The organism is Streptomyces sp. NPDC005151 (assembly GCF_053599875.1).
Genome location: NZ_JBSFYR010000080.1, coordinates 19,006 through 35,774 on the forward strand (window position 1 = coordinate 19,006; position 16,769 = coordinate 35,774).

General features: G+C 71.1%; 11 protein-coding genes. 7 read left to right on the plus strand and 4 right to left on the minus strand.

Annotated elements, in window-relative coordinates:
* Nucleotides 1–12: 12 nt before the first annotated feature.
* The 4 genes from ACWD6R_RS31040 to ACWD6R_RS31055 form a co-directional block, all read right to left on the minus strand.
* Complete coding sequence (locus ACWD6R_RS31040; RefSeq protein WP_451821738.1) at nt 13–963, minus strand: hypothetical protein; 951 nt, start codon at nt 961–963, stop codon at nt 13–15.
* A gap of 268 nt (nt 964–1,231) precedes the next feature.
* Entirely contained in the window at nt 1,232–2,692 is a 1,461-nt protein-coding gene (locus ACWD6R_RS31045; protein WP_451821739.1) for a glutamate synthase subunit beta, read from the minus strand.
* The gene (gltB, locus tag ACWD6R_RS31050; RefSeq protein WP_451821740.1) at nt 2,685–7,286 is read right to left on the minus strand and encodes a glutamate synthase large subunit; all 4,602 of its coding nucleotides are present in this window, start codon (nt 7,284–7,286) and stop codon (nt 2,685–2,687) included. Before gltB ends, ACWD6R_RS31045 begins: the two co-directional genes overlap by 8 nt.
* An 821-nt stretch (nt 7,287–8,107) precedes the next feature.
* A complete protein-coding gene (locus tag ACWD6R_RS31055; protein ID WP_451821741.1) occupies nt 8,108–8,842 on the minus strand; it encodes a VIT1/CCC1 transporter family protein in 735 nt (244 codons plus the stop codon).
* 261 nt (nt 8,843–9,103) lie between these two features.
* Here ACWD6R_RS31055 and ACWD6R_RS31060 point away from each other — a divergent pair, with 261 nt between their 5' ends.
* From ACWD6R_RS31060 to ACWD6R_RS31090, 7 genes are all read left to right on the plus strand, one after another.
* Nucleotides 9,104–10,369 carry an ADP-ribosylglycohydrolase family protein gene (locus ACWD6R_RS31060; RefSeq protein WP_451821748.1) on the plus strand — a complete coding sequence of 422 codons (1,266 nt, stop codon included), beginning with the start codon at nt 9,104–9,106 and terminating at the stop codon, nt 10,367–10,369.
* Nucleotides 10,366–11,625: an ADP-ribosylglycohydrolase family protein gene (locus ACWD6R_RS31065; RefSeq protein ID WP_451821742.1), complete on the plus strand. Its 1,260-nt coding sequence runs from the start codon at nt 10,366–10,368 to the stop codon at nt 11,623–11,625. The genes ACWD6R_RS31060 and ACWD6R_RS31065 overlap by 4 nt, the downstream gene beginning before the upstream one ends.
* Nucleotides 11,561–12,754, plus strand: coding sequence for an ADP-ribosylglycohydrolase family protein (locus ACWD6R_RS31070; protein WP_451821743.1), 1,194 nt, complete (start codon nt 11,561–11,563; stop codon nt 12,752–12,754). Before ACWD6R_RS31065 ends, ACWD6R_RS31070 begins: the two co-directional genes overlap by 65 nt.
* The gene (locus ACWD6R_RS31075; RefSeq protein ID WP_451821744.1) at nt 12,751–14,127 is read left to right on the plus strand and encodes an ADP-ribosylglycohydrolase family protein; all 1,377 of its coding nucleotides are present in this window, start codon (nt 12,751–12,753) and stop codon (nt 14,125–14,127) included. The genes ACWD6R_RS31070 and ACWD6R_RS31075 overlap by 4 nt, the downstream gene beginning before the upstream one ends.
* Nucleotides 14,124–15,008, plus strand: coding sequence for a ribokinase (gene rbsK / locus ACWD6R_RS31080; protein WP_451821745.1), 885 nt, complete (start codon nt 14,124–14,126; stop codon nt 15,006–15,008). The genes ACWD6R_RS31075 and rbsK overlap by 4 nt, the downstream gene beginning before the upstream one ends.
* On the plus strand, nt 15,005–16,204 hold the full coding sequence (locus tag ACWD6R_RS31085) for a CaiB/BaiF CoA transferase family protein (RefSeq protein WP_451821746.1): 1,200 nt from the start codon (nt 15,005–15,007) through the stop codon (nt 16,202–16,204). Before rbsK ends, ACWD6R_RS31085 begins: the two co-directional genes overlap by 4 nt.
* Nucleotides 16,201–16,769: HpcH/HpaI aldolase/citrate lyase family protein (locus ACWD6R_RS31090; protein ID WP_451821747.1), on the plus strand; the 569-nt coding region annotated here is incomplete at its 3' end. The genes ACWD6R_RS31085 and ACWD6R_RS31090, both read left to right, overlap by 4 nt.

Below are 16,769 nucleotides of genomic sequence, written 5' to 3' on the forward strand. Positions count from 1 at the left end.
CCCGGGGGCGCCTCACCTCCGGTAGGGGTCCTCCGCGTGCAGGGCCTTGACGATGATTTCGCCGATGTCGCTGTCGGTGAACGTGCGGGGCAGCGGCAGCTGAAGCGCCTCGAAGAGACCGCGGGTCTCGTCGACGGTGGGTTCCTCGCCCAGCGGTGCCTCGACGCGCATCGGAACGACGACGGCCTGTTCTCGGCTCTGGTGCAGTTCGGTGACGTAGTAGTCGTAGAGCGGCTGTTCCCGCTCGACCAGGAGGTTGACCCGCGAGGTGTCGTCCTGGGTGATGATCAGACAGGATTCGGACAGATCGAAGCGGAGTGTCGGTACGGCGGAGGAGAGGTGTACCGCGATGTCCAGGGTGGTGAGCCTGCGCTGGTACCAGCAGGCGGCCAGCACCGTCGCGTACGACTCCTTGCGCACCCGGTCGGTGGTCCAGTGACCGGCGTGACCGGGGCTGCTCCGGTTGGCGAACATCTGCCGGAACCGGGCGTACGCCTGGCAGATCCGTTCGTTGTCCGGATTGATGATGTCGATCTTCATGTTGAGCTGGGAGCGCTGGTCCCTGGCCGTGGCCACGCACTGCGGCAGGGTGACGGCCCGTAAGTAGGTGCCGGTTCCGCCCTTGAAGTACCAGAGGTTGGTGTGCTGCCGGGCGGTGCGCAGGGCTTCCGCGACCTCGTTGCCGGAGAGCGAGCGGACCATGGTGAGGTCCTCCAGCGCGCGTCGGGTACCGGCCATCGCCTCCTGGATCGCGGCCGGCTGGCGCACCCGCTCCACGATCGAGCCGAGCGCCAGCGCACCGAGGACGACCAAGGTCGCGCCGGAGGCTACATCGCTGGTGACGACGTCCCCGAAGATGTCCAGGAAACCGATGGTCAGCGCTACGCCTGCGGCGATGACCACATCGACGTTCTTCAGGATCCAGGCAACGGTCCGCTCAAGGCGCCGCCCGTGCACGGTCATGGGCCCGCTCCTCCCCCGTGGAATGCCCTCCCGATCGTAGGAGAACGGGGCGGGGCGCCGCCAGGGGGTACAGGGGGCTCACGGTCGGCATCCGTGCCCCCGGGGGGGTGCCCGATGGGGGTCTCCCCTGCTCGAACTGAGTTGAGAGCTTGGGGAAGCGCCACGGCGCCTGCCGAATCGTCCGGTCGGGGACGGGCAGGCGCCGCGTTCAGTTCCGTACGCCTTTGTACGGGACGTCTGTTGTGGTGATGCGTACTGCTGGTGGTGCTCAGACCATCAGGGAACGGTCCGTCGGGCGGATCGGGGCCGGCAGTGTGCTGGCCCCGGTCAGGAAGCGGTCCACGCCACGCGCCGCGGAGCGGCCCTCGGCGATGGCCCACACAATGAGGGACTGGCCGCGGCCCGCGTCACCGGCGACGAACACACCGTCGACATTGGTGGCGTAGTCACCGTCGCGCGCGACGTTGCCGCGCCCGTCGAGCTCCAGGCCGAACTGCTGGACCAGACCGTTGGCCTGGTCGGTGCCGGTGAAGCCCATGGCCAGGGTGACCAGCTGCGCGGGGATCCGCCGCTCGGTGCCGGGCTTCTGCTCCAGCTTGCCGTCCTTGAACTCTACCTCGGCGAGGTGCAGCGCCTGGACGTTGCCGTCCTCGTCGCCCTCGAAGTGGGTGGTGGAGACGGAGTAGACCCGCTCGCCGCCCTCCTCGTGCGCCGAGGTGACCTTGTACAGCATCGGGAAGGTCGGCCAGGGCTGGTTGGCGTTCCGCTCCTCGCCCGGCTTCGGCATGATCTCCAGCTGGGTGACGGAGGCCGCGCCCTGCCGGTGGGCGGTACCGACGCAGTCGGCGCCGGTGTCGCCGCCGCCGATGACGACGACGTGCTTGCCCTCGGCGCTGATCGGGGAGACCGTCAGGTCGCCCTCCTGCACCTTGTTGGCGAGCGGCAGGTACTCCATCGCGACGTGCACGCCGTTCAGCTCGCGGCCCGGGACGGGCAGGTCGCGGGAGACGGTGGCACCGGCGGCGATGACGACCGCGTCGTAGCGGCGGCGGAGCTTGGCGGCATCGATGTCCTTGCCGATCTCCACCTCCGTACGGAACTTGGTGCCTTCCGCGCGCATCTGCTCGATGCGGCGGTTGATGTGCGACTTCTCCATCTTGAACTCGGGGATGCCGTACCGGAGAAGGCCTCCGATGCGGTCCGCGCGCTCGTAGACGGCGACCGTGTGGCCGGCCCGGGTCAGCTGCTGGGCGGCGGCGAGACCCGCCGGACCCGAGCCGATGACCGCGACCGTCTTGCCGGAGAGGCGCTCGGGCGGCTGCGGGGTGACGTCGCCGCTGTCCCACGCCTTGTCGATGATCGAGACTTCGACGTTCTTGATGGTGACGGCCGGCTGGTTGATGCCGAGCACGCACGCCGACTCACAGGGAGCCGGGCACAGCCGCCCGGTGAACTCCGGGAAGTTGTTCGTGGCGTGCAGGCGCTCGGACGCGGCCGTCCAGTCCTCGCGGTAGGCGTAGTCGTTCCACTCGGGGATGAGGTTGCCCAGCGGACAGCCGTTGTGGCAGAACGGGATGCCGCAGTCCATGCAGCGGCCGGCCTGCTTGCTGATGATCGGGAGCAGCGAGCCCGGAACGTAGACCTCGTTCCAGTCCTTGACGCGCTCGCCCGCCGGGCGGGTCTCGGCGACCTCGCGCCCGGTGGTCAGGAAGCCCTTGGGGTCAGCCATTGGTCGCCGCCTCCATCATCTTCTCGGTGGTCTCCTGCTCGGAGAGACCGGCGAGCTCAGCGGCGTCCTTGGCGGCGAGCACTGCCTTGTAGGTGGACGGGATGATCTTGCTGAAGCGGGGCACCGCGGTGTCCCACTCGGCAAGCAGCTTCTCGGCGACCGTGGAGCCGGTCTCCTCCTGGTGGCGGCGCACGACGTCGTGCAGCCACTGCTTGTCGCTGTCGGAGAGCGCCTCGATCGCGCCGAGGTTGCCGATGTTGACGTTGTCGCGGTCCAGGTCGATGACGTACGCGACACCACCCGACATACCGGCGGCGAAGTTGCGTCCGGTCTCGCCGAGGACGACGGCGTGACCGCCGGTCATGTACTCGCAGCCGTGGTCGCCCACGCCTTCGGAGACGACCGTCGCGCCGGAGTTGCGGACGCAGAACCGCTCACCGGTGCGGCCGCGCAGGAACAGCTCGCCACCGGTCGCGCCGTAGGCGATGGTGTTGCCCGCGATGGTGGAGTACTCGGCGAGGTGCTCGGCGCCGCGGTCCGGGCGGACGATGACACGGCCGCCGGAGAGGCCCTTGCCGACGTAGTCGTTGGCGTCGCCCTCCAGTCGCAGCGTCACACCGCTCGGCACGAACGCGCCGAACGACTGGCCGGCGGAGCCGGTGAAGGTGATGTCGATGGTGTCCTGCGGCAGACCCGCGCCGCCGAACTTCTTCGTCACCTCGTGGCCGAGCATCGTACCGGCGGTCCGGTTGATGTTCCGGATCGCAATCCGGGCCCGGACCGGCTGGGCGTCCTCGGCACTGTCCGCGTTCAGAGCGTCGGCGGCGAGCTTGATCAGCTCGTTGTCGAGGGCCTTGTCGAGACCGTGGTCCTGCTCGATCAGCTGGTGGCGGACCGCACCCTCGGGCAGCTCCGGGACGTAGAACAGGGGCTCCAGGTCGAGGTCCTGCGCCTTCCAGTGCGTGATCGCACGGTCGGTGTCCAGCAGCTCGGCATGGCCGACGGCCTCTTCGATCGTACGGAAGCCGAGCTCGGCGAGGAGCTCGCGGACTTCCTGGGCGATGAACTCGAAGAAGTTGACGACGTACTCGGCCTTGCCGGAGAACCGACTCCGCAGGGCCGGGTTCTGGGTGGCGATGCCGACCGGGCAGGTGTCGAGGTGGCAGACACGCATCATGACGCAGCCGGAGACGACGAGCGGCGCGGTCGCGAAACCGAACTCCTCGGCGCCCAGCAGCGCGGCGATGATGACGTCGCGGCCGGTCTTCAGCTGGCCGTCGGTCTGCACGACGATGCGGTCGCGCAGGCCGTTGAGCAGCAGGGTCTGCTGCGTCTCGGCGAGGCCGAGCTCCCAGGGGCCGCCCGCGTGCTTCAGCGAAGTGAGCGGGGAGGCGCCCGTTCCGCCGTCGTGGCCGGAGATCAGGACGACGTCCGCGTGCGCCTTGGAGACACCCGCGGCGACCGTGCCGACGCCGACCTCGGAGACCAGCTTCACGTGGATGCGGGCCGCCGGGTTGGCGTTCTTGAGGTCGTGGATCAGCTGAGCCAGGTCCTCGATGGAGTAGATGTCGTGGTGCGGCGGCGGGGAGATCAGACCGACACCCGGGGTGGAGTGCCGGGTCTTGGCGACCCATGGGTAGACCTTGTGGCCGGGCAGCTGGCCGCCCTCGCCGGGCTTGGCACCCTGCGCCATCTTGATCTGGATGTCGTCCGCGTTGACCAGGTACTCGCTGGTCACACCGAAGCGGCCGGAGGCGACCTGCTTGATGGACGAGCGGCGCGCCGGGTCGTACAGCCGGTCGGCGTCCTCGCCGCCCTCACCGGTGTTGGACTTGCCGCCCAGCTGGTTCATGGCGATGGCGAGGGTCTCGTGCGCCTCGCGGGAGATCGAGCCGTACGACATGGCGCCGGTCGAGAACCGCTTGACGATGTCGGAGACGGACTCGACCTCGTCGATGGAGATCGCCTCGCGGTCCGACTTACCGTTCTCATGCGTCTTGAGGGCGAACAGGCCGCGGAGCGTCATGAGGCGCTCGGACTGCTCGTTCACCCGGTCCGTGTACTTCTTGAAGATGTCGTACCGCTTGTTGCGCGTGGCGTGCTGGAGGCGGAAGACCGTCTCCGGGTCGAAGAGGTGCGGCTCGCCCTCGCGGCGCCACTGGTACTCGCCGCCGATCTCCAGCGCGCGGTGCGAGGCGGAGATGCCGGAGGCGGGGTACGCCTTGGCGTGCCGGGCGGCGACCTCCTTGGCGACGACGTCGAGTCCGGCGCCGCCGATCTTGGTGGCGGTGCCGTTGAAGTACTTCGCGACGAAGGCCTCGTCCAGGCCGACGGCCTCGAAGACCTGGGCGCCGCGGTAGGAGGCGACAGTGGAGATGCCCATCTTGGACATGATCTTCAGGACGCCCTTGCCGAGCGCGTAGATCAGGTTCCGGATGGCCCTCTCGGGCTCGATGCCCTCGATGAACGTGCCGGCCCGGACCAGGTCCTCGACGGACTCCATCGCCAGGTACGGGTTGACCGCGGCGGCGCCGTAACCGATCAGCAGCGCGACATGGTGAACCTCGCGGACGTCCCCGGCCTCGACCAGCAGACCCACCTGGGTGCGCTGCTTGGTACGGATGAGGTGGTGGTGGACGGCCGAGGTGAGCAGCAGCGACGGGATCGGCGCGTGCTCGGCGTCGGAGTGCCGGTCGGACAGGACGATCAGGCGGGCGCCGTTCTCCATGGCGGCGTCGACCTCGGTACAGATCTGCTCGATCCGGGCGGCGAGGGCCTCACCGCTGCCGCTGACCCGGTAGAGACCGGAGAGCGTGGCGGCCTTCATGCCCGGCATGTCGCCGTCGGCATTGATGTGTATCAGCTTGGCCAGCTCGTCGTTGTCGATCACAGGGAACGGCAGCGTGACGCTGCGGCACGACGCGGCGGTCGGCTCCAGCAGATTGCCCTGCGGGCCGAGCGTGGAGCGCAGCGAGGTGACGAGTTCCTCGCGGATGGCGTCCAGCGGCGGGTTGGTGACCTGCGCGAACAGCTGGGTGAAGTAGTCGAAGAGCAGCCGGGGGCGCTCGGACAGGGCGGCGATCGGCGAGTCCGTACCCATGGAGCCGAGCGGCTCGCCGGCGGTGCGGGCCATCGGCGCGAGGATGACGCGGAGCTCTTCCTCGGTGTAGCCGAAGGTCTGCTGGCGGCGGGTGACGGAGGCGTGCGTGTGCACGATGTGCTCGCGCTCGGGGAGATCCTCGAGCTCGATCTCGCCGGTCTCCAGCCACTCCTGGTACGGCTGCTCGGCGGCGAGGCCCGCCTTGATCTCGTCGTCCTCGATGATGCGGCCCTCGGCGGTGTCGACGAGGAACATCTTGCCGGGCTGCAGGCGGCCCTTACGGACCACCTTCGCGGGGTCGATGTCCAGGACCCCGACCTCGGAGGAGAGGACGACGAGGCCGTCGTCGGTGACCCAGTACCGGCCCGGGCGCAGACCGTTGCGGTCGAGGACCGCGCCGACCTGGGTGCCGTCGGTGAAGGTGACGCAGGCCGGGCCGTCCCAGGGCTCCATCATCGTGGCGTGGTACTGGTAGAAGGCGCGGCGGGCCGGGTCCATGGAGTCGTGGTTCTCCCACGCCTCGGGGACCATCATCAGCACCGAGTGCGGCAGTGAGCGGCCGCCGAGGTGGAGCAGCTCCAGGACCTCGTCGAAGGAGGCGGAGTCGGAGGCGTCCGGGGTGCAGACGGGGAAGATCCGGTCGAGCTGCTCGCTGCCGCTGTGCCCATGGTCGGCAGAGCCGAACGCGCTCGACGCCAGCTGGGACTCGCGGGCCTTCATCCAGTTGCGGTTGCCCTTGACCGTGTTGATCTCGCCGTTGTGCGCGACGAAGCGGTACGGGTGGGCGAGCGGCCAGCTCGGGAAGGTGTTCGTGGAGAAACGCGAGTGGACCAGCGCGACCGTGGTGGCGAAGCGGCGGTCGGAGAGGTCCGGGAAGAACGGCTCCAGCTGCCCGGTGGTGAGCATGCCCTTGTAGACGATCGTGCGGGCGGAGAGCGAGGGGAAGTACACCCCGGCCTCACGCTCGGCGCGCTTGCGCAGCACGAAGGCCTTGCGGTCGAGGGCGATGCCGGCGCTCGTACGGTCGGCAACGAAGAGCTGCCGGAACTCGGGCATGGTGGCGCGGGCGCCGTTGCCGAGGAAATCGGGGGTGACCGGGACCTCGCGCCAGCCGAGGACCTTGAGGCCCTCCTCGGCGGCGATCTTCTCAAGCTTCTGGACGGCCTCGGTGGAGTCGTCCGCGGGCAGGAAGGCGATGCCGACGGCGTAGGCACCGGCCTCGGGGAGGTCGAAGGGGACCTCTTCGCGGAGGAAGGTGTCGGGCACCTGGAGCAGGATTCCGGCGCCGTCACCCGAGTCGGGCTCGGATCCGGTGGCGCCGCGGTGTTCGAGGTTGCGCAGCACGGTAAGCGCCTGCTCGACCAGCTCATGGCTGGCCACACCGGTCAGAGTGGCCACGAACCCGACGCCACAGGCGTCGTGCTCGTTACGGGGGTCGTACATCCCCTGCTGGGCGGGGCGACCGTCCATGGGCGACCAGGCGTCGGAACGCATCGGCTCTCCCGTCGTCGTCGTGGCATATGCAGTGCCGAGGGACGACGTTGGCCCTCTGCGAAATTTCATGCAGGGTTACATAATGGGGCGCTTCTCAAGAAGCGGAAAGCCCGTTCCAACATGCGGACACCGCTCGTGGAGCGGCGGGGGGGTGGGTCGCAGTCGGAGGATCGGCGCCCGGGGGGCCGCAGAGAGCAGGCGTCGTTGCCTGCGGTGTCTACGGCTCATGCCCGGCGGAAAAGGAATCGAAACCGCCGAGTAACGGCTACTTATGTGGAGCCCTGTATAGGGACTCATTTTATGCCTACGGAGGGGTTTCGCCCAGAGGCGGTGGCCAAGACGTACGTCACACGGATGGCGCCCGGGTTACGGGCATGATCCCCGCGCACACCCCGGACCGTCCACGCGCGATGCCGGACACGCGCCACAATCGAGCCCGTCCGGCTTGCGAGGGCATATTGCGGACAGAACGACGAACGCAGGCCCGGTCACGCTCCCATGCGGAGCGAATGGGTCTCCCCCGCTCGAGCGAAGCCGAGGGCTCGGGGAATACCGACGGCTGCGCCGCATATGTGCGTGCCGTACCCCGCGAGCCCAGCGTGATCCGAACGAGCGACCCCAGGGGTTGTCCCGTCATCCCTGGCGGATCGGCGCGCGGCGTCGGATGCGCTGCATCGCAAGGCGGCCGGAAGTCCCCTAGTGGGGTCTCCCCTGCTCGAACGAAGTTGAGAGCTTGGGGAAGGAGCTACCAGGGCTTGTGGCCAACGCGGCGAGCGGACGTGCTGGGCGGCGCGACGGGGCAGAGCTTGCCGGGAGAGGCACTAGCTCCCGACGGCCACGCCGAACACCATGCCCAGCCCGTACGTGACCGCCGCAGCCGTACCACCGAGCACCAGCTGCCGCAGCCCGCTGAACCACCAGCTGCGCGCCGTCACCCTGGACACCACCGCGCCGCAGCCGAAGAGCCCGATGAGCGCCAGCAGCACCGCGGGCCACAGGGCGTGCGCTCCGAGCAGATACGGCAGTACGGGCAGCAGCGCACCCAGCGCGAACGCACCGAACGACGACACAGCGGCGACGAGCGGCGACGGCAGATCGCCCGGGTCGATGCCGAGCTCCTCGCGGGCGTGTATCTCCAGGGCCTGCTCCGGATCGCGGGACAGCTGCCGGGCGACCTCGCGGGCGAGTCCGGGCTCGACGCCGCGGGACTCGTACAGCGCGGCGAGCTCTTCCATCTCGTCCACCGGGTGCTTGCGCAATTCGCGGCGCTCGACGTCGAGTTCCGCCTGGACGAGTTCTCGTTGCGAAGCGACGGAGGTGTACTCGCCGGCCGCCATGGAGAACGCGCCGGCGGCCAGGCCCGCCAGACCGGTGATCACGAGCGTCTGCTGGGACACCGAGCCGCCCGCGACGCCGGTCATCAGCGCGAGGTTGGAGACGAGCCCGTCCATCGCACCGAAGACCGCCGGGCGCAGCCAGCCGCCGTTCACATCACGGTGGGTGTGGTTGTCCCGGTGCGCCTCATGCAGGACGGCGTCGGTCTCGATGATGGACACAGCTCTCCCCTTCTCCGGCAGCGGGATTCACTCGCTCCGCCCCCTCAACACCATCGAAAGTACGCACGAAAAGAGCCCCCCGCCAGCAAGCCAGGCCGTACTTACCTGCGCTCTGACCAGGTAAGTACGGCCTGCCTCAGGAGAGGGATCCCGTCATCCGACTGGCCCTTTTGTCACGCTTATCGGCCTTTGTCGGGTCTCCGCGTGGCACAGATCGGACAGGTACGAGAACTGGCTCGGTACGAGCGAAGGGTCGACGCGATGGAGTCGATTGCGGGCAATCCGGCAGAGCGGCGGACGGGCCGTACGGGTGCGGGCGGAACGGACGCGGGCAGTGCGGGCGCAGGCGGTGCGGCGGAGGCCGCAGAGTACGACGCGGACGCACCCGGCACGGGCCGATCAGCCCATGCGGACCACGCGGACCATGCCAAGCGCCTCGACCGGGCCGACCGGGCCCGCGGCGCGCTCCTGGGGCTCGCCGTGGGTGACGCCCTGGGCGCACCGGCGGAGAACTTGCGGCCGTCCGAGATCCGCCGCCGCTGGGGCCGGATCGAGGGCTTCGTCAGCGACGACCCGGCAGGCACCGATGACACGGAGTACGCGATCTTCTCCGGGCTGCTGCTCGCCCGGCACGGTTCGGCGCTGACCGTCACCCATGTCGAGCGGGCCTGGCACCTGTGGATCGCCGACCTGGACGAGGGGCCGTTCCGCGGCGCCGGGTTCAGCGAGCGCGGCACGCTGGAGAACCTGCGCCGGGGTCTCGCCGCCCCGATCTCCGCCCAGCACCGGCACGCCTGGAGCGACGGACTCGCGATGCGGGCGGCGCCGTTCGGCGTGTTCGCAGCGGGCCGGCCCGCGGAGGCCGCGCGCCTGGTCGCGGTCGACGGCCGGGTCAGCCACGACGGCGAGGGCATCTACGGCGGCCAGGCGGTGGCGGCCGGAGTGGCCGCCGCGATGGTCGGCGCCGGGGTCGCGTCCGTGATCGCGGCCGCGCTGTCCGTCGTACCGATGGACTCCTGGACGGCGCGCTCGCTGCGCCGCGCGGTGGCGGCCGCCCAGCGCGCGTATCCCGACCGCCTCACCACGGAGCGGGCCGTGCGCTCCGCGGTGGTGGTCGGCGGTTATCCCTGGACGGATCTGGCGCCGGAGGCGGTCGGCCTGGCGTTCGGCGCGTTCGCGGCGGCGCGCGGCGATTTCCGTGCGGCGGTGCTGACCGCGGTCAACATGGGCCGCGACGCGGACACGACGGCGGCCGTGGCGGGAGCGCTGGCCGGGGCACTGCACGGGGTGTCCGCGATCCCGCGGATCTGGGGCGAGGCGATCGGACCGGTCCGGGGCAGCTGTCTGCCGTCGATGCGGGGCTACCACGTCCTGGACATCGCGGAGCTGCTCACGCCGGACGAGACGGACGAGGCGGACGAGGCGGACGAGGCGGACGAGGCGGACGAGGCGGACCCGATGGACGGGGCCGGCAAGGCGGGCGGGGCAGTCGGCGGCACAGGCGAACCGGAGGTGGTGGTGTCATGACCACTGCACGCGACACTCGCCGCACCAGCGACCCCGCCTCCCTCCCTGCCCTGCCCGGGCTCCGCGCCCGGATCGAGGGACTGCTCCTCGGGCTCGCCTCGGGGGATGCCGCGGGATGGCCCGCCGCGCGCCACCGGGCGGCCCGGATGCCGGAGTGGACCCGGCGCCTCACCCGGGAGCTCGACACCTTCGCCGAGCAGAACGCCACCACCACCCTGCCCGTGCCGATCGCCCTCAACCAGCCACCCGAGCCGCTGCGGCTCGGACCGTCGGACGATGCCGAATGGGCCGCGTTCGCCGCCGGGACCGTGCTCGCCTCGGAGGCGGGGTCGCTGCACCACCTCTCCCCCGAGCGCCGGATGCAGGCCGCCATCGACCTCTCCTGGAACGCACTGGCCGCTGAGGTCGCCGCGGCTGCCGCGCAGGCGCCGGAGGTCGAGTCGGCGGTCCTCCCCCTGCGCGCACGGATCTCGGTCCGGGCCGGGCTCGGCAATCTCGCCGCCGGGCTGCGGCCGCCCGCCACCGGCCACGACAACCCGCACTATTTCGACGACGCGGCCTGTGTTCGGGCCGCCGTGCTGGCGGTCGTCCACCCCGGCGAGCCCGGACCCGCCGCCGAACTCGCCGAGTTCGATGCCCGATACACCCAGGACGGCGACGGTGTGCACGGTGCCCGTGCGATGGCCGCCGCGATCGCCGAGGCGCTGGGCGGGGCCGATGTCGACACCGTGGTGAACGCCGCACTCGCCCAGCTCCCCGCCGGCACCGAGATCGCCCGCAATGCCGCCCACGCCGTCCGGATCGCCCGGGACTTCGTCGGCGAGGCGGCGGGCGCCTTCGCGCTCGTACCGGTGCTGGAGCATCAGATCGTCGATCATGTGTACAGCTACGGGATCGCCGCCGCCGAGACCGTGCCGGTCGCGCTCGCCCTCGCCACCGCCGCCCGGGGCGAGATCGCCCAGGCCATTCCGGCGGCGGCCTGTCTGTCGCGGGTCGCGGACTCGGCGCCTGCCCTGGCCGGTGCGCTGACCGGCGCGCTCGGCGGTATCGCCGCCGTCCCGGACGGCTGGCGCGAGGCCTGCCGCACCCTCGCCGGGTGTGCGCTGCCCCGACTCGCGGGCACGGATCTCATCGAACTCGCCGGGCTGCTGACAGACACGGAACCAGCCCCTCCGGGTGGACAATTCGGGCATGACGCCCATGAAGCTCATGACACCCGCAGGGAACAAACCGCCCACCGCGCTCACCCTCGATGAACGGATCAGCGGCGCCCTCGTCGGCGCCGCCGTCGGCGACGCGCTCGGCGGCCCGGTCGAGGGCCGGTCCGCCGAGCAGATCGTCGAACGCCACGGCGGCCGGGTCACCGGCATCGTCGGCCCGTGGGACGGCGACGACTGGCGAACCGCCCGCCCCATCGCCCCGTACTACAAGGGCGACGGGCACGTCACCGACGACACCTTGATGACCCATGCTCTGGTACGGGTGTACGGCGCCGTACGGGACCATCTCGACGCGTACTCCGTGGCCGACCACCTCGTACCGGAGCTGATCGCGAACCCCCGCTGGATTCCGGAGCTGCAGGCCGAGGCGCTGCCACTGCAACGGGTCTTCCTCGCCGAGAAGTGGATCGTCGCCCGGCTCCACTACGGCCATGTCGATCCGCGCGAGGCGGGCTCCGGAAACATCGTGAACTGTGGTGCGGCGATGTACATGGCGCCGGTGGGCCTGGTCAACGCCGCGCATCCGCAGGCCGCGTACGCCGAGGCGCTGGACCTCGCGGGCGCCCATCAGTCGTCGTACGGGAGGGAGGCGGCCGGGGTCTTCGCGGCGGCCGTCGCCGCCGCCTGTGCCCCGGACGCGACGCTCGCCACCGTCGTCGACACCTGTCTGTCGCTCGCCAAGGACGGAACCCGGGCCGCCATCGAGGCCGTGTGCGAAGTGGCCGTCCAACACCAGGACTTCGAGACGGCGCTGGCACCACTGCGTGCCGCGGTGACCCCCTTCGACACCGTCGGACCCGACTACCGCTCCCCGTCCCTCGGCGCCCGCCGACCGTCCCGGCTGCACGCCATCGAGGAGCTCCCGATCGCCCTCGGGATGCTGCTCGTCGCGGACGGCGACTACCGGCGCGCGGTGCTCGGATCGGTGAACTACGGCCGCGACTGCGACTCGATCGCCACGATGAGCGGCGCGCTCGCGGGCGCGCTGCACGGCGAAGCGGCGATCCCCGCCACCTGGGTGAAAACGGTGGCAGAGGCCAGCCGCCTCGATCTGCACGCACCGGCGCGGACGCTGACGGACGTCGCCCGCGAGGTGTTCGTACGGGACACCGCCCGGCGGCGTGCGCACGAGGCGGCGTTCGCGGCACTGGCAGGCACGCCATGACCGTGCGGGTCACCTGGGTGCAGCCCGAGGACCTGATCGGGCACGAGCTGCGCCAGGCGGCCGAGGACGGCCGGGACGCGCGGCACATCGAGCGCCGGTGGTACGCGGCGGGCGGCGGACCCGCCCCGGAGCGCGCGGGCGCATCGAAATCCCCCGCGCCACCCGCCCTGCGCGCGCTCGCCGAGCGCCTGCTCGACGAACTCGCCGGGCTCACCTCGCCGTTGCATGTCGACGAGCCGACGGATCTCGCCGCGATCCGGGCAGCCTGCCCGTACTGGCCGGCGCCCCGCACGGACCCTCCACCGGCCGGTACGGCCCCGCTGGAGGCGGCGTGGCTGGGGCGTGCGGCCGGCTGCCTGCTCGGCAAACCCGTCGAGAAGCTGCCCCTCGCGGGGATCCGTGCGCTGGCCCGGGCCACCGGGAACTGGCCGCTCGCCACCTGGTTCACCGCGAAGGGCCTGCCCGCCGAACTGGCAGCCGCCCACCCCTGGAACCGTCGCTCCGCACCCACCTCGCTCGCCGAGAACATCGACGGGATGCCGGAGGACGACGACCTCAACCACCCGCTCCTGACCGTGCTGTTGATCCAGCGGCACGGGCCTTCCTTCGGTACCGCCGATCTCGCCCGGCTCTGGCTCGACGAACTCCCCGCGGGCCGCACGTTCACCGCCGAGCGGGTCGCGTACCGCAATCTGCTCGACGGCATCGAACCGCCGGACACCGCCCGGCACCGCAACCCGTTCCGGGAGTGGATCGGCGCCCTGATCCGCGCCGACGTGCACGGCTGGACCCACCCCGGCGACCCGGCGGCCGCCGCCGAGCAGGCACACCGGGACGCGGTCCTCACACACACCGGCAACGGTGTGTACGGGGCGATGTTCACCGCCGCGGCGCTCGCCGAGGCGGCCGGTGGCGACACGGATGTGCACGGCTGTCTGGCGGCCGGTCTGCGCGTCGTGCCGCCCCGCTCGCGGTTTGCGCACGCGGTCCGCACCGGGATCGACGCGGCCCGCGGTGAGGAGGACTTCGACGAGGTCGTCGACCGGCTGCACGCCGAGTTCGGCGCGTACCACTGGGTCCATGTACTGCCCAACGCCGCGCTGCTCGCCGCTGCCCTCACCCACGCCGACGGCGACTTCTCCGGATCCATCTGCCGTGCGGTGGCGGGCGGTTGGGACACCGACTCGAACGGTGCGACCGCAGGCTCGCTGACCGGCCTGCTGGCCGGCCGGCCCGAGGCGCTGCCCGACCGGTGGACCACCCCGCTGGGGAACCGGCTCGCCACATCCGTTCCCGGATTCGACTCCATCGGCTTCGACGCACTCGCCGAAATGACCCACCGGCTCATCCACGAGGAGGCACGCCGCCCATGACCGGCATCGCGGTGCTCGGCAGCACCAATATGGACCTTGTCGCCTACGTCGCACGGGCTCCGCAGCGCGGAGAGACCGTCACCGGACGGGAGTTCCGCACCGTCCCCGGCGGCAAGGGCGCGAACCAGGCCGTTGCCGCCGCCCGCGCGGGCGGCGACGTGATGATGATCGGCGCGGTCGGTGACGACGCGTACGGGGCGCAGCTGCGGTCCGGACTGGAGCACGCGGGCGTGGACACCGACCTGCTGCACACCGCGGAGGGCCCCAGCGGCACCGCGCACATCGTCGTCGACGACGCGGGCGGCAACTCGATCGTGGTGATCCCCGGCGCCAACGGCACCGTCACCTCCCTCGGCCCCGGTGAGATGGCCGCCATCGCGGGCGCCGACCTGCTGCTCCTGCAACTGGAACTGCCGCTGTCCACTGTGCTGGAAGGGGCGCGGGTCGCCCATGCGCAGGGTGTACGGACGATTCTCACCCCCTCCCCCGTGCAACCGTTGCCGGACCAACTCTTCGACACCGTCGATCTCTTGATTCCCAATGAGCACGAGGCCGCCGCGCTCTCGGGGCACTCCGATCCCCACGCGGCGGCGGACATCCTGCTCCGGCAGGTTCCCGAGGTCGTCATCACGCTCGGCGCGAAGGGCTGCCTGTACGCGTCCCGGGGCACCGAAAAGATCCACTTCCCCGCGCCCGAGGTCACCGCCGTGGACACCACCGGCGCCGGGGACACCTTCGTCGGCACGCTCGCCGTGGCGCTCGGCGAGGGGCGTTCCGTACCGGACGCACTGGCCTGGGCGTCGTCGGCCGCCGCGCTCTGTGTGCAGAAGCCGGGTGCCTCGACCTCCATGCCGTACCGCAGCGAGATCGACGCCGCATGACCGCGCCCGGGGAAGCGCCCCTCACCGGTCTGCGGGTCCTCGACCTCGCCACGCTCTTCGCGGGCCCCCTCGCGGCCACCATGCTCGGCGACTTCGGCGCCGAGGTGATCAAGGTCGAGCATCCGCGCAGGCCCGATCCGTCGCGCGGGCACGGCCCGGCGAAGGACGGCATCGGTCTGTGGTGGAAGCTGCTCGGCCGCAACAAACGCAATCTGACCCTCGACCTCTCCGCTCCCGGCGGGCGCGACGTCCTGCTGCGGCTGGCCGCGTCCACCGATGTGATCATCGAGAACTTCCGGCCGGGGACGCTGGAACGGTGGGGCATCGGCTGGCAGGAGCTGCACGCCGTCAACCCGCGGCTGGTGCTCACCCGGGTCACCGGCTTCGGCCAGTTCGGCCCGTACGCGCACCGCGCCGGCTTCGGCACCCTCGCCGAGGCCATGAGCGGGTTCGCCGCGATCACCGGGGAGCCGGACGGGCCGCCGACCCTGCCGCCCTTCGGGCTCGCCGACTCGATCGCGGCACTCGCCACCGCGTACGCCGTGATGGCGGCGCTGGCCGGGCGGGACCGCACCGGGGAGGGGCAGGTCGTCGACATGGCGATCATCGAGCCGATCCTGACCGTGCTCGGCCCTCAGCCGATCTGGTACGACCAGCTCGGATACGTCCAGGAACGCACCGGTAACCGCTCGCGCAACAACGCCCCACGCAATACGTACCGCACGTCCGACGGTCAGTGGGTCGCCGTGTCCACGTCCGCCCAGTCGATCGCCGAACGGGTGATGCGTCTGGTCGGCCGCGCGGAACTGATCGACGAGCCGTGGTTCGCGTCCGGCGCCACCCGCGCCGACCACTCCGACGAACTCGACGAGGCGGTCGGCAACTGGATCGCCCGGCACACCCGCGACGACGCGATCTCCGCGTTCGAGAAGGCGGAGGCAGCCATCGCGCCGATCCATGACATCCGGGACGTGATGGAGGACCCTCAGTACCGGGCCCTGGACTCCATCACCGAGGTCCCCGACCCGGAGCTGGGCCCGCTGCGTATGCAGAACGTCCTCTTCCGGCTGTCCGGGACCCCGGGGGCGATCCGCTGGGCGGGCCGGCCGCACGGCGCGGACACCGACGAGATCCTCACCGGGCTCGGTCTGACCGATCCGGAGATCGCCGCACTGCGGGCGGGGAGCGTGCTGTGACGGCGGCGGCAGCAGTGCCTCTGACCTGGCTGTACGTCCCCGGGGACCGGCCGGACGTGGTGCGCAAGGCGCGCGACTCGGGCGCGGACGTGGTGATCGTCGACCTGGAGGACGCGGTCGCGCCGGACCGCAAGGCGTATGCACGGTCCGCCACCGCCGACCTCCTCGCCGAACCGCGCGCCGGCACGGACGGTGTGCCGATGCACGTCCGGGTCCACACCGAAACCGACATCCTGGCCCTGGCCGGACTGCCCGGCCTGGCCGAACTGCGGCTGCCCAAGATCACGCATGCCGCGACCGTCCATCACATCGCGGCTCTGGCCCCCGGCGTCGCGCTCTGTCCGCTGCTGGAGTCGGCGCTCGGCATCGAGCACGCCTACACGATCGCGGCGTCCCACTCCCAGGTCCGTTCCATCGCCATCGGCGAGATCGATCTCCGGGCCGATCTGGGCGTACGGGACGACATGGGCCTGGACTGGTCGCGCAGCCGGGTGGTGGTTGCCGCCCGCGCGGCGGGGCTTGCCCCGCCGACCCAGTCGGTGTTCCCGGACGTCCTGGACCTGGA